The organism is Caballeronia sp. dw_276 (assembly GCF_018449635.1).
Taxonomy (GTDB): domain Bacteria; phylum Pseudomonadota; class Gammaproteobacteria; order Burkholderiales; family Burkholderiaceae; genus Caballeronia.
In genome coordinates this window covers 92,036-111,722 of the sequence record NZ_JAAVUV010000011.1, presented here as the reverse complement: position 1 = coordinate 111,722, position 19,687 = coordinate 92,036, and the positions used below count along the sequence as shown (strand labels likewise).

At 59.6% G+C, this 19,687-nt stretch carries 20 protein-coding genes; 13 read left to right on the top strand and 7 right to left on the bottom strand.

The features are described 5' to 3' along the window. Nucleotides 1-2 precede the first annotated feature (2 nt). The 5 genes from lptA to HB633_RS22455 are packed head-to-tail and all read right to left on the bottom strand — an operon-like array spanning nucleotide 3 to nucleotide 3,060. The gene (lptA, locus tag HB633_RS22475; protein WP_213780349.1) at nucleotides 3-701 is read right to left on the bottom strand and encodes a lipopolysaccharide transport periplasmic protein LptA; all 699 of its coding nucleotides are present in this window, start codon (nucleotides 699-701) and stop codon (nucleotides 3-5) included. Nucleotides 702-749: 48 nt separating this feature from the next. After that, on the bottom strand, nucleotides 750-1,346 hold the full coding sequence (lptC, locus tag HB633_RS22470; protein WP_213780348.1) for an LPS export ABC transporter periplasmic protein LptC: 597 nt from the start codon (nucleotides 1,344-1,346) through the stop codon (nucleotides 750-752). Nucleotides 1,347-1,351: 5 nt separating this feature from the next. Next, nucleotides 1,352-1,915, bottom strand: coding sequence for an HAD family hydrolase (locus HB633_RS22465; RefSeq protein WP_213780347.1), 564 nt, complete (start codon nucleotides 1,913-1,915; stop codon nucleotides 1,352-1,354). Further along, entirely contained in the window at nucleotides 1,915-2,898 is a 984-nt protein-coding gene (gene kdsD / locus HB633_RS22460) for an arabinose 5-phosphate isomerase KdsD (protein WP_213780346.1), read from the bottom strand. Before kdsD ends, HB633_RS22465 begins: the two co-directional genes overlap by 1 nt. Nucleotides 2,899-2,922: 24 nt before the next feature. Beyond that, entirely contained in the window at nucleotides 2,923-3,060 is a 138-nt protein-coding gene (locus HB633_RS22455) for a hypothetical protein (protein ID WP_213780345.1), read from the bottom strand. 16 nt (nucleotides 3,061-3,076) lie between these two features. Here HB633_RS22455 and HB633_RS22450 point away from each other — a divergent pair, with 16 nt between their 5' ends. The 7 genes from HB633_RS22450 to purU all read left to right on the top strand — a co-directional run bounded on the left by HB633_RS22450 (nucleotide 3,077) and on the right by purU (nucleotide 9,693). Continuing rightward, nucleotides 3,077-5,080 (top strand): monovalent cation:proton antiporter family protein, encoded by a 2,004-nt coding sequence (locus HB633_RS22450; protein WP_213780344.1) that lies wholly within the window; start codon nucleotides 3,077-3,079, stop codon nucleotides 5,078-5,080. 18 nt (nucleotides 5,081-5,098) lie between these two features. Next, complete coding sequence (locus HB633_RS22445; RefSeq protein ID WP_213780343.1) at nucleotides 5,099-5,674, top strand: adenine phosphoribosyltransferase; 576 nt, start codon at nucleotides 5,099-5,101, stop codon at nucleotides 5,672-5,674. 17 nt (nucleotides 5,675-5,691) lie between these two features. Next, nucleotides 5,692-6,306, top strand: coding sequence for a LysE family translocator (locus HB633_RS22440; protein ID WP_213780342.1), 615 nt, complete (start codon nucleotides 5,692-5,694; stop codon nucleotides 6,304-6,306). 132 nt (nucleotides 6,307-6,438) lie between these two features. Then, on the top strand, nucleotides 6,439-7,386 hold the full coding sequence (locus HB633_RS22435; protein WP_213780341.1) for a hypothetical protein: 948 nt from the start codon (nucleotides 6,439-6,441) through the stop codon (nucleotides 7,384-7,386). Nucleotide 7,387: 1 nt separating this feature from the next. Further along, a complete protein-coding gene (locus tag HB633_RS22430; RefSeq protein ID WP_213780340.1) occupies nucleotides 7,388-7,777 on the top strand; it encodes a hypothetical protein in 390 nt (129 codons plus the stop codon). A 176-nt stretch (nucleotides 7,778-7,953) separates the two neighbouring features. Next, nucleotides 7,954-8,799, top strand: coding sequence for an NUDIX hydrolase family protein (locus HB633_RS22425; RefSeq protein ID WP_213780339.1), 846 nt, complete (start codon nucleotides 7,954-7,956; stop codon nucleotides 8,797-8,799). Nucleotides 8,800-8,823: 24 nt separating this feature from the next. Further along, the gene (gene purU / locus HB633_RS22420) at nucleotides 8,824-9,693 is read left to right on the top strand and encodes a formyltetrahydrofolate deformylase (RefSeq protein WP_213780338.1); all 870 of its coding nucleotides are present in this window, start codon (nucleotides 8,824-8,826) and stop codon (nucleotides 9,691-9,693) included. Nucleotides 9,694-9,741: 48 nt separating this feature from the next. Here the strand turns inward: purU and HB633_RS22415 are convergent, their stop codons facing one another. Both HB633_RS22415 and uvrA read right to left on the bottom strand, forming a co-directional pair. Further along, a complete protein-coding gene (locus HB633_RS22415; protein WP_213780337.1) occupies nucleotides 9,742-10,815 on the bottom strand; it encodes an AI-2E family transporter in 1,074 nt (357 codons plus the stop codon). A gap of 88 nt (nucleotides 10,816-10,903) precedes the next feature. Further along, entirely contained in the window at nucleotides 10,904-13,777 is a 2,874-nt protein-coding gene (gene uvrA, locus HB633_RS22410) for an excinuclease ABC subunit UvrA (protein WP_213780336.1), read from the bottom strand. A 273-nt stretch (nucleotides 13,778-14,050) separates the two neighbouring features. On the opposite strand from uvrA, the gene HB633_RS22405 reads away from it, so the two are divergent. The 6 genes from HB633_RS22405 to HB633_RS22380 all read left to right on the top strand — a co-directional run bounded on the left by HB633_RS22405 (nucleotide 14,051) and on the right by HB633_RS22380 (nucleotide 19,671). After that, the gene (locus tag HB633_RS22405; RefSeq protein WP_213780335.1) at nucleotides 14,051-15,253 is read left to right on the top strand and encodes an MFS transporter; all 1,203 of its coding nucleotides are present in this window, start codon (nucleotides 14,051-14,053) and stop codon (nucleotides 15,251-15,253) included. A 66-nt stretch (nucleotides 15,254-15,319) separates the two neighbouring features. After that, the gene (gene ssb, locus HB633_RS22400) at nucleotides 15,320-15,853 is read left to right on the top strand and encodes a single-stranded DNA-binding protein (protein WP_213780334.1); all 534 of its coding nucleotides are present in this window, start codon (nucleotides 15,320-15,322) and stop codon (nucleotides 15,851-15,853) included. A gap of 705 nt (nucleotides 15,854-16,558) precedes the next feature. Then, entirely contained in the window at nucleotides 16,559-17,206 is a 648-nt protein-coding gene (locus tag HB633_RS22395) for a response regulator transcription factor (protein WP_213780333.1), read from the top strand. Between the two features lie 157 nt (nucleotides 17,207-17,363). Further along, nucleotides 17,364-18,041 carry a response regulator transcription factor gene (locus HB633_RS22390; protein ID WP_213780332.1) on the top strand — a complete coding sequence of 226 codons (678 nt, stop codon included), beginning with the start codon at nucleotides 17,364-17,366 and terminating at the stop codon, nucleotides 18,039-18,041. 8 nt (nucleotides 18,042-18,049) lie between these two features. Then, complete coding sequence (locus HB633_RS22385; RefSeq protein ID WP_346730348.1) at nucleotides 18,050-18,709, top strand: response regulator transcription factor; 660 nt, start codon at nucleotides 18,050-18,052, stop codon at nucleotides 18,707-18,709. Between the two features lie 203 nt (nucleotides 18,710-18,912). Beyond that, on the top strand, nucleotides 18,913-19,671 hold the full coding sequence (locus tag HB633_RS22380; protein WP_213780331.1) for an aquaporin: 759 nt from the start codon (nucleotides 18,913-18,915) through the stop codon (nucleotides 19,669-19,671). Nucleotides 19,672-19,687 lie beyond the last annotated feature (16 nt).

The following is a 19,687-nucleotide window of genomic DNA, read 5'->3' as shown; positions in this document are numbered from 1 at the left end:
GTTCACGGCTGCGGCGATCCTTGCAACGTGTTGGACGGGGTGAGCTTGGCAGGCCCGCCTGTCAGCGGCGCTGCGCCGCCGTTGCGCGGAGCGAGCATGGCGCGAACGCGACCCGTGGGGTTGCCCGGACCTGAGACATCCTTGCCGGCTTTCGCCGTGTAGAAATCCTTCTGCCCGTCGTAGGTGATCACGCTGCCGTGCACTTCGTCCTGAATCTTGGTCAGTCCGACCAGGCGGCGCACGACCGCGCGCGTGGTGAGCGTGGTGAGGTCCTGCTTGCCGTCGTAGTCGATCCGCACGGCATTGCCTTCGATGTATTCGTCCAGGCCGTCGCGTTTCTGGCGGAAATACGAGAGATTGCCGCCCGTCGACGTGCCCGTGGCGTACTGGTAACCCTGCGGATCCTGCGTCACGTCCACACGGTCAGCCTTGATGATGATCGTGCCTTTGGTCGCGACCACATGACCTGTGAAGATGTTGACCTGCTTCAGGTCGTCATACGTCATGTTGTCCGCTTCAATGTTCAGCGGCTTGTCGTTATCGGCGCGTTCGGCGTGTGCAGCGGGTGCGAAACCTGCCAGCGGCAACGCCACGCTGGCTGCCGCAATCCCGAATTGCACGAGGCGTGCGGCGCGGCGTATGAATGCAGCGCGGGCTGCACGCAGACGGCCGGATTCGGGTCGGAGAAACGGTTTGTTCATGCAGTCACACTTGAATGGATTAAGCGCAATTCGTCGGAACTGCCGGGTTTATTTGGATGAGTTGTTCAGGGTGGAGGCGGCGATCTGGCCACGTACCGTGCCGAAGAGCTTCATTACCCGGGTCGCGTTGTTGTAATTCATGCCGTCGCCCGTCATCACCGACGGACCGCGCTGAAGTTTAACCGGCTTTTCTGTTTCAATGACATCGTCGTTCACAAGGATCCGGAAGTGCTCGGAATCCGCTGTCATCTGCGGGTCGCCGAAGCCGGCGACCCGCAACAGGTGGGCGTTTTCGTACAAATCGACAATCGATACATCACCGTTCACCGTCCCGCGCTCGGAAGTCGCCGTGACGGTCGGCCGCAGCGGCTGGAACATGCGCATGGCCGGTTTGACCAGGTCGCTGTTTTCGTCGTCCTCGTAATGCACCATCGATATGGCCGTCAGCCGGTATTGCGTCGTGCCGGTGGTGTCGAGCTCGGAGACCGAGAAGTTGTTGGCAAAGTAGTCGGGCGCGTGTTCCTTCGGGCGCTCCGGCGTTTGCGCGGGCGGAAGCGTGGCCTGAAGCAGCCAGTACGTGACGCCGGCGAGCGCCGCCATGGCGACGAGCGGCAAAAGTGATGTCAGTTTGGTCGGGCGCGCCATGAGGATCAGGCTCCAATAGCGGCTGCGAGCAGGCCGTCATAGCGATCCTGCGCGCGCAAGATTGCGTCGCAGACTTCTCGCACCGCGCCTTCGCCACCCCGTTTCGATGCCGCGAAGTGCACGCGTCGCAGCACTTCTTCATGCGCATTGGCGGGCGCAGCGGCGAAACCACACAGGCGCATGACGGCGAGATCGGGCCAGTCGTCGCCCATGTAGCCGCATTCGGTCGCCGAAATGCCGGTGCTTTGCAGCAATTCGGCCAGCGCGATGGTTTTATCGGCGACGCCTTGGTGGAGGTGCGTGATACCCAGTTCACCCGCGCGCGCCGCGACGATTCCCGAGTTGCGCCCGGTGATGATCGCCGTCTGCACGCCGGCCGATTGCAGCATCTTCACGCCGTGGCCGTCGAGTGAATTGAAGGACTTCATGGCGTCGCCGGTGGCGGTGAAAAACAGGCTGCCGTCGGTGAACACGCCGTCGATGTCGAAAATCATCAGCTTCACGCGGCTCGCGCGGTCGTGCGCGTCTTCCGTTGCACCAACATCCGGCGTGAAAGACAAGGTCGACATCAGATTACCTTCTTGGAAAAGAGGTCATGCATGTTCAGGGCGCCGATCAGGATCGCGTTTTCATCGACGACCAGCATCTGATTGATGCGATAACGCTCCATCAGTTCCACCGCTTCCACCGCGAGATGGTCCGCACCGATGGTTTGCGGATTACGGGTCATGACATCCGCCAGCGGCAGCGCGCGGAAGTCGCCTTCGCGCTGGAGAATGCGGCGCAGGTCGCCGTCGGTGAAAATGCCTTCAACGTGATTCTTCCCGTTCACCACGGCCGTCATGCCCATGCGCTTCGCGGTGATCTGGAAGAGGGCGTCGGACACGGTGGCGTCGAGCGACACGACCGGCACTTCGTCGTCCGTGCGCATCACGTCGCGTACATATGTCAAAAGGCGCCGGCCGAGCGCGCCGCCCGGATGCGAGCGCGCGAAGTCTTCCGGGCCGAAGCCGCGGGCGTCGAGCACGGCGACCGCGAGCGCGTCGCTCAGCGCGAGAACCGCGGTCGTGCTGGCCGTGGGCGACAGGTTCATCGGGCACGCTTCCTTGTCGACGTGTGCGTTCAGATGCACGTCGGCGAGTTTCGCGAGGCTGGATTCGGGGCTGCCGGTGATGGCGATCAGCTTGGCGCCGAGGCGCTTGATGATCGGCAGGATGGCGACGAGTTCAGAAGTTTCACCAGAATTCGATAACGCGATAAACACATCGTCAGCGGTTACCATGCCAAGATCGCCGTGGCTGGCTTCCGCCGGATGAACGAAGAAACCAGGCGTGCCGGTGCTTGCGAGCGTAGCCGCGAATTTGCGGGCTATATGCCCGGATTTTCCGATGCCCGATACCACCACGCGGCCCTTGCATCCGAGCAGGAATTCGACGGCGCCGGTGAAGTTGTCATCGAGTTGAGCGGACAGGCCTCGAACAGCGTCGGCTTCAATTTCGAGCACGGTGCGAGCCAGCGCAAGTGCCCGGTCGCCATTGATTTTCGCTATCATGCGCGGAGTATATCAAAGGCACCTTTATGCCGCGCCGGACGGCGGCCGCCGGGCTTTACCCGTCGCCGTTTCCGCGCTCATCCGCCCACGCAGGTCGGGCTTCCAGTCGTGCTGGCAAGCAGCCGGCGCCTGGATGAAACCGATCCGCAATCCAACGACCAACGAGGATTCCAGACGGATGACTTCTCCGCTTGAAATGACGTTGCTGTTACTGCTGTGTTCAGTGGTCGGCGTCGTCGTGTTCCGCTTTTTCAACCTGCCGCCCATGCTCGGGTATCTGGCGGTGGGGATCATTGTCGGCCCGCATGCGGCGGGCATCGCGCCGGACAGCGAACGTGCGCAGCATCTCGCCGAATTCGGCGTCGTGTTCCTGATGTTTTCGATCGGGCTTGAGTTCTCATTATCTAAATTGAGATCGATGCGCAGGATTGTGTTCGGACTTGGCGCGAGCCAGGTCGGCGGGACCATCCTGCTTGCGCTGCTGTTTGGCTGGATCGCGAATTTCTGGACCGATATGTCGTGGGAAGCGAGCATCGCGCTCGGCGGCGCGTTGTCCATGTCGTCGACGGCGATTGTTTCGAAAATGCTCGCGGAACGGCTTGAACTCGAATCCGAACACGGCCGCAATATCTTCGGTGTGCTGCTGTTCCAGGATCTGGCCGTGGTGCCGCTGCTGATCATCATTGCGGCATTTGGTAACGGGAATTCGAAAGAACTCGCGTTCTGGCTCGCCATTGCCGCCGTGAAGATTGTCGTGGCGTTGACGGTGCTGTTGTTCCTTGGCCAGAAGTTCATGACGCGGTGGTTCAATATCGTCGCGCGTCGACGGTCGCAAGAGCTCTTCATGCTGAACCTGTTGCTGGTGACGCTGGGCGCCGCGTTCATCACCGATAAATTCGGCTTGTCGCTCGCGCTCGGCGCTTTCATTGCGGGGATGCTGATCGCGGAGACGCCGTACCGGCATCAGGTGGAAGAGGACATCAAGCCGTTTCGCGACGTGCTGCTCGGTCTGTTCTTCGTGACCACCGGCATGCTGCTCAATCCGCGCGTCATCTGGGAACATCCATTCCTTGTGGCAACGTTTTTCATCGTGCCGATTCTGCTCAAGGCCGTAATGATCACCGGGCTTGCGCGGCTTTTCGGCTCGCCGCCCGGCGTCGCCATGCGCACCGGCCTGAACCTCGCGCAAGCCGGCGAATTCGGTTTCGTGCTGCTGAACCTGATCCTCGATAAACATCTCGTCGAGCCCGTCCTGCTGCAAGCCATCCTCTCGTCGATGCTGCTTTCCATGCTGGCCGCGCCGTTCATCATCCAGAACGCCGACCGGATCGTGCTGCGGCTTTCGTCGACGGAATGGTTGCGGCAATCGTTGCAGATGACGCGTATCGCGACGCACAGCATCAAGCAGAGCGGCCACGTGATCATCTGCGGCTACGGCCGCGCGGGGCAGAATCTGGCGCGGATGCTCGAGCACGAAGGTTTGTCCTACGTGGCGCTCGATCTGGATCCTGACCGCGTGGCTGCTGCTGCGGCGGCGGGCGAAAGCGTCGTCTACGGCGACGCCGGGCGGCGCGAGGCGCTGGTCGCGGCTGGTTTGCATCGTGCGGCGACGGTTGCCATCACGTTTGCCAATACGCCGTCGGCGTTGCGCGTGTTGCACAGCATTCATGAGCTGGAACCGACGTTGCCGACCATCGTGCGTACCGTCGATGACGCCGATCTCGAGAAGCTGATCGCATCGGGCGCGACCGAAGTGATTCCGGAAATCGTGGAAGGCAGCCTGATGCTGGCTTCTCACACGCTCGTGCTGATGGGCGTGCCGATGCGGCGCGTGGTGCGTCGCGTGGAAGAAATGCGCGACGAGCGTTACAGCTTGCTGCGCGGATATTTTCACGGCGCGGATGATTCCGACGACGAAGAACGCCGCGAGCAGGTGCGGCTACAATCGGTTCCCGTCGATGAAAACGCCGACGCCGTGGGCCGCACGCTCGATGAACTCGGGCTTGTAGATGACGGCGTGGAAGTCACGGCGATTCGCCGTCACGGGATTCGCGGCGTGGAGCCCGATCCTGAAACCAAGCTGCGCGCGAGCGACATTGTGGTGCTGCGCGGCTTGCCTGAAGCGTTGCAGCGAGCCGAAGAACGGCTGTCGCGCACGCGCCGCGCGGGCGCGGTAGCCTGACGTTTTTCCGGAGAGATCATGTCCTCAACAGCAGCGCCGGTGGTTTCGCCGTTATCCGATCCAACGAGTTTCATCCGCGAGCGAATCCGCACGGTTCCGGACTGGCCGCAGCCTGGCGTGCAATTTCGCGATATCACGCCCGTGCTTCAAGACCGGCGCGCATTGCGCACGTTGATCGATTTGCTGGTGCAGCGCTATATAGATGCGGGTATTGATACGATCGCCGGGCTCGATGCGCGTGGTTTTATCATCGGGCCGATCCTCGCTTACGAGCTGAGCCTGGGTTTCGTGCCAATCCGCAAAAAAGGCAAGCTGCCGTACAAGACCCTGTCGCAGTCGTACGAGCTTGAATACGGCAGCGCGACAGTTGAAATCCACGAGGACGCGTGCAAGCCGGGTGAGCGCGTGGTGCTCGTGGACGACCTGATTGCGACTGGCGGCACGATGATGGCGGGCAAGCTCCTGCTGGAGCGCCTGGGCGCCGAGGTGGTGGAGGGCGCGGCGATCATCGACCTGCCGGCGCTCGGCGGATCGAAACTTCTGCGCGATTCCGGATTGCCGTTGTTCACCGTTTGCGAATTCGACGGTCATTGACTGGAGCGCTTTGAGCCATGCCAAATTTCCTTCTGTTTCTGGCTGCATCGATTGCAATAACGGCGGCTCCCGGTCCCGATAACCTGCAAGTGCTGGCGCGTGGGATATCGCAGGGACGCGCGGCTGGACTTGTCGCCGCGCTCGGTTTTGCAGCCGGCATTTCGTTTCACACGACGCTTGCAGCGCTAGGCGTGGCGGCGCTGTTGAAGTCATCGCAAGTAGCGTTCGAGATCGTGAAACTGGCGGGCGCCGCTTATCTGATCTGGATCGGCATCAAGGCGATCCGCAGCAAGGGTTTGTCGAGCGCGCACGAGCGGCCGCCCCAGCCGTTGACGACCGTGTTTCGTCAGAGCGTGATTGGGAATCTGTTGAATCCGAAAGTGACGTTGTTTTTCATCGTGTTCCTGCCGCAGTTCGTGAATCCGCACGGCGCGCAAAGCGTGATGCTGCAGATGTTCGAACTGGGCGGCGTGTTCATGCTTCAGACCGTGGTGGTGTTCTCGGTATTTGGCGTAGCTGCAGGGATGATCGGCGCGTATTTGAAGCGCCGTCCGAAGGTCGGCCTGTGGCTCGACCGGCTGGCGGGCGCGACGTTCATAGGGTTGGGAATTCGCGTGGCGTTGAAGGATTGAAGCGCGCAGACGCGCTAACGCGTAATCGAGAACATCAATGCAAGTCACCGCCCGCGCTCCTGCCTCTTTATTGAGATAGGTGTGCGGAAAGTTGCGATAACGTAGAGGCGTTAGAACAATCAAATATTTAGAATGACAACCGAATTGATGCGTTATGAAAGCCATCGGTTCTTGCTTTATAAACGATGGGATTACGCGCCGCATGGCAGAACTAAAGAGCAGCAGGAAGCGCTGGATGCCGGCCAAGTCTTATTCAAGACCGCCAATTTCGAGCATTGGGCAACCCAGCCGGAGCTTGTCGAGCGTGTTCAAAATTTCCTCGTGAATTCGGTTCCGTCATACCGGCCAAGTCCTTATGGCGATAGCCCGCGCGACGTCATAAACGCTCTGTGCTGGGAGGTTCGAAACGGCGCGGCGGTGATTGTGCGTGCCAAGCCGGCTTATATCCCGCATGATGGTTTCGTCCCGGCGCTCACCGAGGATGATAGGTATAGGCGTGAATTAGCGGATCGTGCCGAGCGCGCCGCTCGCTATGAGGCCCGGTCAAAAGCACATGAGGAAGATTTTGAGGCGTATAAACAAGAAATGGAGCGCGCCGAGCGTGCAGCGCGCTCGCTGAAACCGTTGCGGCACATTGAAACAATTGCAGAGGCGGCGGCTCGCAATCGCGCAGCTTGGGCAGCGCGTGATGCACTTGCCGCGCTTGCATCGACGGCGGCGTCTGCTGTTGCGTCTTCGTTACCGTTCATGGACGATGGCGCTGTTGATCTTGGCGAAGTCTTGGACGTCGGCACGGTCGGTACGGCGTTAGGCGACGCCGCGCCGTTTGAGTATGGCAACATGCCCAGTTTCGGCGATGGTTTCAGCCTAGCGAAAACGCCTAACCGCGGCGATCCGGGGACGTGGTACACGAACCCCGGAAGCGGACAAATGCGGCTATACGGTGATACTGGGGCGCCGGTAGTTGATTTGGATTTCGATCATCCGCATTTAGGGATGCGACCACACGCCCATAACTGGACGGGAGGCCGTCGCGATAAAAACTTCGACGTCGTACCTTTCAGCCCATGGAATCGTTGAAATGCTTGATAACTTTGATAGATTTAACTCCTTCCACGATTGGATTTTTGCGGGATTCTGGTCTGATAATCGGCGCAGCACGGTATATCTTGAACTGGTTTCGGATAATTTCAAGGAACGTAAAACAATCGTTTTTATGGACGTCACGCGATGCCTTGTCACGGATTATGGCGTGGAAAATATCGTCTACTCGTTGGATATACTTTACGATTTCGACTCACCGAAATTCACGGCTGCGCGTGAGATTTTGGACAAGTCGACACCTTTTGGCTCAGACTTGCCACCAAAAAAAATTGCGGTACTAACAGCAAGCTTTGGCGGTGAAGCGTGGATCGAATACAGCGGGTATCGAGTTTTGTCGAAGGACAACACCGAGTCTTTACCCGATTAAGTTAATCTCCCAGGCAAAATCCCGCAAAAGGATTGACGCATCGCCCCGCATTCTTACGGACCTTTCTCTTTCGCGGCGACGAGATCCGCAAGGACGAGCGCACGAAAGTAAGAGCAGACCCCGCGCCCAACACCACCTTGTACAATTCCTGCCTTCCCGCCGCCGGAGGCCCTGTAATGACCTTGCCCGCAATCACCGCAGCGCGCCGTTTCGATGCTTCGGCGCACTCGCCGTTTTACATCGCCGAAGAGCGGGTCGGCTGGATCCGCCGCGCGGACGTATCGGCGCTGAAACCTTGGCCCGACGTGTTCGAAGTCACGGAAACCGCGGTCCGTCTCTCGGCCACATTCAACACCCTGGAATCCCGCAGCGCTGCGCTCGGTGCGGTAATCGGCATGCTCGCCGCCGATGGCCGCATTCCCGGCTGGCGCGACGAAACCTACGCGATCCGAAATACCTTCGATGCCGATCCGCTGGCGTTCATCGAACGGGCGGCTTCGCGGTTCTTCGGCACAATGACGTACGCGGTGCATTTGAACGGCGTCGTGGAAGAGCCGGGCCAGGCGCCCACGCTCTGGATAGCGCGCCGCAGCGAAACCAAGGCGACCGATCCGGGCATGCTCGATAACGTGGTGGCAGGGGGTATCGGCTGGGGGATGGGGATTGAAGAAACGCTCGTGAAGGAATGCTGGGAAGAAGCCGGCATGCCGCCCGACCTGGCCGCGAACGCCACGCGCGGGCGGGTCTTTTATGTGCTGCAATCGTTGTCCGAAGGCACTCAAGTCGAGCAGATCTACGTTTTCGACCTGTCGCTGCCGGTAGATTTCGCGCCGCGCAACCAGGACGGCGAAGTCGGCGAGCACCGGCTTGCGCGAATAGATGAAGCGGCGCGCTGGATAGAAGAGGGCTCGATGACCGTGGACGCCAGTCTCGCCACGCTCGACCTGCTCCTGCGCCGCCAATGGATCGATGAAGACGCGTGCGAAGGCATGCAGGCGGTGTTCTCGCCGCCAGTGCTGTGAAATATTTCAAAGGAGTATCGGTTCATGTCGACCGAACATAGTTTCATCTTGAAGTTGTCGTGTCCGGATCGTCCGGGAATCGTGCATGCCGTGTCGGGATTCTTGTTCGATCTCGGCAGCAATATCCTGGACTCCGCGCAGTTCGGCGACAGCCACACCGGCGAATTTTTCATGCGCGTGCATTTCCAGCAAGTCGGCGGCGATCCGGGACTTGAAGCATTGCGCACATCGTTCAGTTCGCTCGCCGATCAGTTCGGCATGAAGTGGGAATTGCACGACGCATCCGTCAAGCCGCGCGTCATGATCATGGTGTCGAAGATCGGGCATTGCCTGAACGATCTGCTGTTCCGTTATCGCACGGGACAACTCGGGATCGAGATTCCGGCGATTGTTTCGAATCATCGCGAGTTTTATCAGCTCGCCGCGAGTTACGACGTGCCGTTTCATCATTTGCCGCTGATGGCATCGACGCCCGAGGCCAAGGCTTCGCAAGAAGCGCGTGTGCTGGAAATCGTCGAGCAGCACAAGATCGATCTCGTGGTACTCGCTCGATACATGCAGATCCTGTCGCCGGAATTGTGCGCCGCGCTGAATGGCCGGGCGATCAACATTCACCACTCGTTCCTGCCGAGTTTCAAGGGCGCGAAGCCGTATTACCAGGCGTTCGATCGCGGCGTAAAGCTGATCGGCGCGACCGCGCATTACGTGACGACGGATCTTGACGAAGGTCCGATCATTGAACAGGAAGTGGAGCGTGTTGATCACAGCATGGCGCCGGATCAGTTGACGGCGATTGGCCGCGACGTGGAATGCGTGACGCTGGCGCGTGCGGTGCGCTGGCACGTCGAGCATCGGATCGTGCTGAACGGCAGTAAGACGGTGGTGTTCAAGTAGACCGGAAGGCTGGCGGAGTTTGCATTGAATCTCCGCCAGTTTCCAAGATTAAACCAGCCTCAAATAAACCAGTTCGCGTTTGATATAAGCATAAAAAATCGGCGCGGCGATCACGCCTGGAAGTCCGAACGCGGCTTCCATTGCAAGCATTGCCAGCAGCAATTCCCACGCGCGCGCTTCAATCTGCCCGCCGATGATCCGTGCATTCAGGAAGTATTCGAGCTTGTGAATCACGATCAAAAACACCAGCGACGCCACCGCCGTTCCAAAAGACACGGACAATGAAATCGCGACGATCAGCGCGTTGGAAACCAGATTCCCGATCACCGGCAGCAATCCGACAATAAACGTCACCATCACCAGCGTCTTCGATAACGGCAGCCGTTCGTGAAACACCGGCAGCGCAACCAGCAAATACAACGCGGTGAACGCGGCATTGATGGCGGAAATCTTCACCTGCGCGAAAACGATACGGCGAAACGCCTCTGAGAACCGCGTCACGCGCGTGACCAGCGCAGTGGAAAGCGGCAGCCGATGCGTCGTGCGCGGCACGCCCACCGCGATGATCGCGCCGATGATCATCCCGATCAGCACATGTCCGAATCCGCGCGCGGCGTCTTTTCCGCCTTGCTGCAGCATGGCCGCGTGCTTCTGCATCAGGTCGGTCGCCTTGTCCTTCATCTGCTCCGAATCAACGGGAAGATAGTTCGCGATCCAGTTCGGCACCTGCAGGCGCGCGTGCGACGTGATCATCATGAGTTGATCGAGGAGCTTCTGGACGCTCGGGACATCGCGTTGAAAATGATCGATGGTTGCAACCGTCGCACCAGCCAGCCCGCCCACGATCACTATCGCCAGGATCACGACCGCGACCCAGCGGGCGCGCCCGCTCGTCATGGTTTTCTCGATAACGGGCGCAATGGTGTGCACGAGCTGGAATACGAGCATGCCGGCCAGCAGCGCGCCGAGCAGCTCCAGACGGAGCACGGCGAACATGCCGGCGAACGCGGCCAGATAGCTGCCGATCTCCACCGCCGACAGCTTGGGCATGCTCATATCGCTCGTCAGCCTCACGGGCCGGACTGCGGGCCTGTTTTCGGCCGCTTCGTTGCGCTTAGCCATGAATCCTTCGGTCTCCTGCCGCGAACGGGTTATAGAGTGCTACGGCCTGAAAACGGGCCGGCTCATGGTTGCGGATGGTGCGTGTTCGTCATGCCGCCGATCTCGGCCGCTGCAGCAAAGGCGCGAGATACCGGCCGGTAAAGCTGGCCTTCGATTTGGCTACCTGCTCCGGCGTCCCCTGCGCGATGATCTGGCCGCCGCCGGCGCCGCCTTCCGGACCCAGGTCGATCACCCAGTCGGCGGTTTTGATTACATCCAGATTATGCTCGATGATTACAACAGTATTACCCTGATCGCGCAGCCGGTGAATCACTTCGAGCAGCAGGGCGATATCGTGGAAATGCAATCCGGTGGTCGGTTCGTCAAGAATATAGAGAGTCCGACCCGTGTCACGCTTGCTCAGTTCCAGCGAAAGCTTCACGCGCTGCGCTTCGCCGCCCGAAAGCGTGGTCGCCGACTGGCCGAGGCGAATATAGCCCAGGCCCACATCGAGCAAGGTTTTCAGCTTGCGCGCCACGATCGGCACCGGCTTGAAAAACTCGTGCGCCGCTTCCACGGTCAGGTCGAGCACCTCGTGGATGTTCTTGCCCTTGTACTGGACTTCGAGCGTCTCGCGGTTATAGCGCTTGCCGTGGCAGACGTCGCAGGGCACGTACACGTCGGGCAAAAAGTGCATTTCCACTTTCAGCACGCCGTCGCCCTGGCACGCCTCGCAACGGCCACCCTTCACGTTGAACGAGAACCGGCCTGGATCGTAACCCCGTTCCTTCGATGCCGGCACGCCCGCGAACAACTCGCGGATCGGCGTGAAAAGGCCGGTGTAGGTTGCCGGGTTCGACCTTGGCGTGCGGCCGATAGGCGATTGATCGACGTTGATGACCTTGTCGAAATGTTCGAGCCCTTCGATAGCCTCGTAAGGCGCCGGCTCGGTCGCCGATCCGTACAAATGCTGCGAAACGGCGTGATACAGCGTGTCGTTGATGAGCGTGGACTTGCCCGATCCTGAGACGCCCGTCACGCACGTCAGCAAACCAACCGGCAAGTCGAGCGAGACGTTCTTCAAGTTGTTGCCGTAAGCCTCGATGATCCGCAGCCGCCGTTCATCCGGCGCGATGCGATCGGTCGAATAGCTGATGCTGCGTTTGCCCGACAGATACTGTCCGGTCATCGAATTCGGATCGTTCTGGACATGCTTCGCCGTGCCCTGCGACACAATCTCACCGCCATGCACGCCCGCGCCCGGGCCCATGTCGACCACGTAATCGGCCATGCGAATCATGTCTTCGTCATGCTCGACCACGATCACCGAATTGCCGATGTCGCGCAGATGCTTGAGGGTATCAATGAGCCGGTCGTTATCCCGCTGATGCAAGCCAATGGACGGTTCGTCCAGCACGTACATCACGCCGGTCAGTCCCGAACCAATCTGCGATGCCAGCCGGATGCGCTGTGCTTCGCCGCCCGAGAGCGTCTCGGCGCTGCGTTCCAGCGACAAATAATCCAGCCCGACGTTATTCAGAAAGGTAAGCCGCGCGACGATTTCCTTGATGACCCGATCCGCAATCTCGGCCTTCGAGCCTTCGAGCCGCAACGTCTGAAAGTAACCGAGCGTGTCTCGCAGCGGCCAGCCGCTCACTTCGTAAATAGCGCGCGCATGTTCGCCCGTGCCCAGCTTCACGTTGCGCGCTTCCGTGCGCAACCGCGTACCTTCGCAAGCCGGACATGCCTGGTTGTTCTGATATTTCGATAATTCCTCGCGCACCGCCGCGGAATCCGTTTCCTTGTAGCGGCGTTCCAGGCTGGGAATGATCCCTTCGAACGCGTGCTCACGAACCGTCGTGCGGCCACGCTCGTTGATGTACGAGAACGGAATCACCTGTTTGCCCGAACCGAACAGCAGGATCTTGCGGACTTTTTCCGGCAAGTCTTCGAAAGCGGCATCGAGATCGAATTCGAAGAACGACGCCAGGCTTTGCAGCATCTGGAAGTAAAACTGGTTGCGCCGGTCCCAGCCTTTTACCGCGCCGGCCGCGAGCGACAGCGACGGGTGCGCGACCACGCGCTTCGGATCGAAGAAGGTGATCTGACCTAGGCCATCGCATTCCGGGCACGCGCCCATGGGATTGTTGAACGAGAACAGGCGCGGCTCGAGTTCCTGCAGCGAGTACGAGCAGATCGGGCAAGCGAACTTCGAGCTATATAAGTGCTCGCGCTCCGAATCCATTTCGAGCGCGATCGCGCGGCCGTCGGCGAGACGCAGCGCGGTTTCGAACGATTCCGCCAGCCGCTGCTTCATGTCGGGCCGGACCTTCAACCGGTCGATGACGACATCGATCGTATGTTTGTCGTTCTTCTTGAGCTTCGGCAGCGACTCGATCTCATAGATCTTCGCGACGCCTTCATTGGCCGTGCCGCCGCCCGAACGCACCCGAAAGCGGATGAAACCCTGTGCCTGCATGGCTTCGAACAATTCCGTGTGCTCGCCCTTGCGATCCGCGACCACGGGCGCGAGGATCATCAGCTTGGTTTCCTCGGGCATGGCGAGCGCGGCATCGACCATTTGCGACACGCTTTGCGCTTCGAGCGGAATGTGATGATCCGGACAATGCGGCGTACCGACGCGGGCGAACAGCAGCCGGAGATAGTCGTGAATCTCGGTGACGGTGCCGACCGTCGAGCGCGGATTATGCGAAGTCGCCTTCTGTTCGATCGAAATTGCCGGCGACAACCCTTCGATCAGGTCGACATCCGGTTTTTCCATCAGCTGCAGGAACTGGCGTGCGTAGGCGGACAGGCTTTCGACGTAACGGCGCTGACCTTCCGCGTAGAGCGTGTCGAAGGCGAGCGACGATTTCCCCGAACCCGACAAGCCCGTAATCACGATCAGCTTGTGACGCGGCAAGTCGAGACTGATGTTTTTGAGATTGTGGGTGCGAGCCCCACGAATACGTATTTCTTCCATGAATCCGGGCGGAAAGTAAGGGGGCTAAACCTGCTACTATAACGACTTTTCGAGGGCGCGTTGCCCGCGCTCATCGGCGTCAATCAAGCGTGCGGCGGGGTTTTCATGACGTTCACGTGGGGCCGGAGCGTGGTTCCGAAGCACGTTCCAAAGTACAAATTTCCGCCCCGGCCGTCTGTCTCATATAGTGCCGTTCCGGGCAACCACAAGGCGACCGCCCGGTTTGCGCGTATCGCGCACTCCGCCTGACGCGTTTCCACATTACCTCGTCCGATGTCCAATCCGTCTGTTACGTCCACACGTCTGAGCGCGCCCGAGTTGCGTGCGACCATGTCGCTTGCCGCGATCTTCGCGCTGCGCATGCTCGGTCTCTTCATGATCATGCCGGTGTTTTCCATCTACGCGAAAACGATACCCGGCGGCGACAACGTGCTGCTCGTCGGCATTGCGCTCGGCGCTTACGGCGTCACGCAATCGCTGCTTTATATCTTCTACGGCTGGGTCTCGGACAAGCTCGGGCGCAAGCCGGTCATCGCGTTCGGGCTGATCGTCTTTGCGATCGGCAGCTTTATCGCGGCGGCCGGGCATTCCATGACGTGGATCATTGTCGGGCGCGTGATTCAGGGCATGGGCGCGGTTTCGTCGGCGGTGATTGCGTTTATCGCGGACCTGACGACTGAGGAAAACCGCACGAAGGCCATGGCGATGGTCGGCGCGAGCATCGGCGTTTCGTTCGCCGTGGCGATCGTCGGTGCGCCGATCGTGTTCCAGTGGGTCGGCATGAGCGGACTGTTCACGCTGATCGGCTTTTTATCGATACTCGCCGTCGGCGTGGTCATCTGGGTGGTCCCCGACGCGCCCCGGCCGCCCGTGCACGTAAAGGCGCCTTTCGCCGAAGTGCTCCACAACGTCGAATTGCTACGCCTGAACTTCGGCGTGCTAGTCCTGCACGCCACGCAGACGGCACTGTTTCTGGTCGTTCCGCGCATTCTTGAAGCAGGCGGTTTGCCCGTCGCGGCGCACTGGAAAGTGTATTTGCCCGTCATGGGCCTCGCGTTCGTCCTGATGGTGCCGGCAATTATTGCTGCTGAAAAACGCGGCAAGATGAAGGCCGTGATGCTCGGCGCCATTTTGCTTATCCTGATTGGCCAGTTGTTACTCGGCGCCGCTCCGCATACTCTGTGGTCAGTGGCCGCGATCTTGTTTATCTACTTCCTGGGCTTCAATGTGCTGGAGGCGTCGCAACCGTCGCTGGTCTCCAAGCTCGCGCCCGGGACGAGAAAGGGCGCGGCGGCAGGCGTCTACAACACGACGCAGTCGATCGGCCTGGCAATCGGCGGAGTGATTGGCGGATGGCTGCTGAAGGTGGACGGCCAGAGCGCCGTATTTTTCGCGTGTTCGGGGCTGGTGCTGGCCTGGCTGATCGTCGCAACGAACATGAAGCCGCCGCCGCAAAAGATCCGGCGCACGGCGTAGTTGAATTGGGCCCGCGTGGCATCGAATTGAATCGTATTGAACTGAATTGAATCAACAGGAGAAATCATGGCATCCGTCAACAAGGTCATTCTGGTGGGAAATCTGGGCGCTGATCCGGAAACCCGGTATCTGCCAAGCGGCGACGCCGTGGCCAACGTCCGTCTTGCGACGACCGATCGCTTCAAGGACAAGGCATCCGGCGACATGAAGGAAATGACGGAATGGCATCGCGTGACGTTTTTCGGCCGGCTGGCCGAGATCGTCAATGAGTACCTGAAGAAGGGCTCGTCCATCTACGTCGAAGGCCGTATTCGCACGCGTAAGTACACCGATCAGGCGGGCGTGGAAAAGTACGCGACCGAAATCGTCGCGGAACAGATGCAGATGCTGGGCGGACGTGGCGGCGCGGGCGGCGGTGGCGGCGGCGATGAAGGCGGCTACAGCAGCCGTGCGCCCGCTGAGCGCAGCGGCGGCGGAGCGAGCCGTGGCGGCGCATCGGGCGGACGTCCGGCGGCGGGCGGAAGCGGTGGTGGTGCAAGCCGTCCGAGCGCGCCGGCTGGCGGCGGTTTCGACGAAATGGACGACGACATTCCGTTTTAAACGGCAAAATCCAGTTCTTGGATCGTACGTGATGGACCCGGAGTTTCCTGCTCACTGACTGATGAGCGGAAAACTCCGGGTCTTTTTTGTTGCCGGCAAATTTTGCTCTGGTTAGAGGCCGGGCTTGGCGTTGCGATTTAGCCACGACTAGTTTGCGCAAGCGCAATCGTTTGCGCGTGTCTTTTATGAAAGCCTTGTTCGCTTTTTCCGATAAAACCAGAAATACCTCCGGCTTGGCCCGAACCTCCGCAAATGCGGTTGGGGACGTTTTGGGCCTATTCGCATCGCTGTTCAAGTCCCTAGCCGCCTTTCCATCGCCTTTACCCTTGAAACAGATTTCCACGCATCGTGTGTCGATCGACTATTTCTTCAATCGAATCAAAGTAGTGGAATGTTTCTAAACGCGCGCGAATAGGACAATTCGTATTGAGGCGTCAGTCGGTTGAAAACTACTCTGAATATCGTTGAATCGCAGCAAAACCGAGTGCCGCCCAACCCGGCAAAGCGCGCAGGCGAGCGCGCCGAGCTTGGAAATAAGTCAAATCTTAGAAAGCGCCTCGCTTTGTGAAAGGGACATTGAGAGTGTTCCTATATTGAGGGGCTTGGTGCCCGTGTTCTTATCCGTAACGGCGTGTTGCCAAACTAATCGTTGCCGGATCGGCCCTGAACTAACCCGACGTGCAAACAAAAAAATGAGAGGCCGGATTGAAACTGAGAATCGTTCTGGCAGACGACCATCCGTTCGTTTTGCTTGGCATTCGAGCCACCTTCAGCACGGATGAAAATCTGGAAGTCGTAGGCGAAGCCGCAAGCGCGGCCGCGTTGCTGCGATTACTGGGTAGCACGCCTTGCGACGTGCTCGTTACGGACTTCGCCATGCCCGAACTGGGTTTGCAGGCGGAGGACGGGCTGCGTCTGATCAAGCGGGTGCGGCGGGACTGGCCGGAGATTCGTATCGTCGTGCTGACCAGCATGAGCAATGTTGCGATCCTGCGATCGATCCTGAGCGCAGGCGCAATGGGCCTGCTCAACAAGGTCGAATCCATGGATCAGCTCGCGGCGGCCGTCAAGTTTGCGGGCGTCGGGCGCCGGTATCTAAGCTCATCGGTTGTCGACGCGCTCGCTGTCGCCGGTGCGGAAAACGATCTGCTCGGCGAAGGTCCGCGCCTGTCGCCTCGCGAAATCGAAGTAGTACGTATGTTTGCAAGCGGCCTCTCGATCACCGAGATCGCGCGCTTCATGGAGCGCGATGTGCGCACCATCAGCCGGCAAAAACGCGACGCCATGAGCAAGCTCGGAGTCCAGAACGATCCGGGACTGTTCGCGTTCGCGCGCGCATACGGCCTCACGTAATGAGATTTCTTAACTTGAAATGCTTTCAGAAGCATCTTATGTCGATGGCGACACAGATCAACGATCCTGCACCGGGCCATGCGAACACAGGCAAAGTGCAACCCGCCTTGAGCGGACGCATCACCCGGGCGGATATCGGGTTTAAAGAGGTTAGGAAATGATTGCGTTCACTCAACGAATCAGGTTGGCGGTCGCCGATGATCATCCATTAGTCGTTCTGGCCATCGAGCGTTTGATTGCCAATGTGCAGAACATCGAGATCGTGTGCCGCGCGCAGGATTCTACGGGGCTGATCGCCGCGCTGGAGAAAGAGGAATGCGACGTCGTCATCATGGATTTTTACATGCCGGGCGGTACGCACGGTGATGGCATCGATTTGATCAAGTTCATTGTCAAGAATCATCCGAAGGCGGCGATTGTCGTTTTATCGATGACAACGGACGCCGATCTCATCGCCCGGGCGCTCGACGCAGGCGCGAACGCTGTGGTGAGCAAGCAGGATCGCCTTGAGTTGATCTACGTGGCAATCGTCACGGTGCTGGCGAATGAGGATTATCTCGGCCCGTCAGTGCGTGCGCTTCTCGCCGATGCGACCTCGTCGCATCGCGTGGACCTGATCCGCCAGAAGCTCACGCGTCGCGAACTCGACGTCATCGCACGCTACGCGCGCGGCGGAAATGTGACGGAAATCGCGCGCGAACTCGGGCGTAGCGTCAAGACGATCAGCGCGCAAAAATGCGCCGCCATGCGCAAGCTTGAATTGCACACGGACGCAGAGCTTTATCGTTTCGCGTTTGACAGTGGTCTGGTCCAGGTACAACGGCTCGGGACCTAGCACGAAGCGTGGAAGAAATACTAGCGGATTCGAACGTCCGGATCATCCTGGCCGACGACCACGCGGCCGTCAGAGAGGGTATCGGCAACTGGCTTCGCCGTGATCCGCGGGTCGAGGTGGTGGCAACGGCCATCGATACCGAATCGCTCGCCGACCGGATCGACCGCTTCCCTTGCGATATTGTGATCTCGGATATTGGCATGCCGGGTATTAGCGGCGAGAGCAATGCCATCGCCTTCCTGCGGCGTTTTCTAAGGCAACCCGAGCGGCCCCGCCTGATCGTCGTCACCATGATTGCGCAAGCGCAAATGCTCGCCGGTCTGCTCGAGCTTGGGGTTGATGGAATTGTGGACAAGCGCGATTGCATGGATTCCCTGAGCGAGGCGGTGGTTGCCGTCATCGGCGGCGGGTGTTTCGTGTCGACACACGCGCAAGCACTGCTGAAATCCCATTTCAACGATATCCCCAGCCAGGCCGGCGTACTGAGTGCGCGTGAATGGGAGGTGTTTCAGTTGTATGCGAGTGGCAAGTCGCTCAATGGCATCTCCGAACATCTTGGAAGAAGCGTCAAGACCATCGGTACGCAAAGGCGCAACGCCATGCGAAAACTCGGTCTCGAAAATGAAACGCAATTGTTGAACTATCTCAGGCAGATCGGGCTCGCCTGACGTCCTTTTCGCGGCATCTTCCTGCATCGCGATAGAAACATGCCTCCATATTAGTCAGAAACGTTTAGGAATGCTCTGATTAATGGGATGGGTCTTTGCGCCCAGACTTGATCGTTTTACTCCCCCCGATGTTTGCGGTTCCGCGACGATTGCCTTGCGGTGACGCCTCGGGTGACGACGCTCAACCTGGGATGGAAGACGATATGTTCAAGAAAATGTTAGGCGAGTGCGTCGGAACTTTTTCGCTCGTCTTTTTCGGTTGCGGCTGCACGGCGCTGGCGAGCGGGTACTTCCGCGCGGACCTTGGGCTCATCTGCCAGGCGGTGGCCTTCGGGCTTGCCGCAACCACGCTCGTCTACGTGCTGCGCCCCATTTCTTACGCCCACTTCAATCCGGCCGTGACGGTCGGATTCGCCATCGCCAATCGATTTCCCATACGCGAGCTCATACCAGCAATCGCAGCGCAGGTTTGTGGCGCGATTGTGGGCGCATGGCTTCTATATGTTGTGGCCAGTGGGCGGCCGGGCGCGTCGCCGGGCCTCGTTGCGCTGGGCGCGAACGGCTACGGCGCGCATTCACCCGGACGTTACGAATTGCACGCGGCGTTGATCGTGGAAGTGCTGATGACGTTCGTGTTCGTGTGGGTCAATCTCGTCGTGACCGCTGGCAAACGCATGCGAATTGGCGGCCCGGCGCTGATCGGGTTGTCGTTGACATTGTGTTCATTGCTCGCCATTCCGGTTACCAACGCGTCCATCAATCCAACCCGTTCCACGGGTCCGGCACTCGTCATGGGAAGCTGGGCACTGGATCAGTTATGGCTTTTCTGGGCCGCGCCGCTTGCTGGCGGCGTGCTCGCGGGCTTCTTTTTTCCCATGCTCCAGCGCAACGCTTCCGTCGATACCCGCCCGATACGACACACGGGCCGTGTCAGCGGCGCGCTCGGCAAACAGCCGCTATGACCAGCGCGCATCGAAC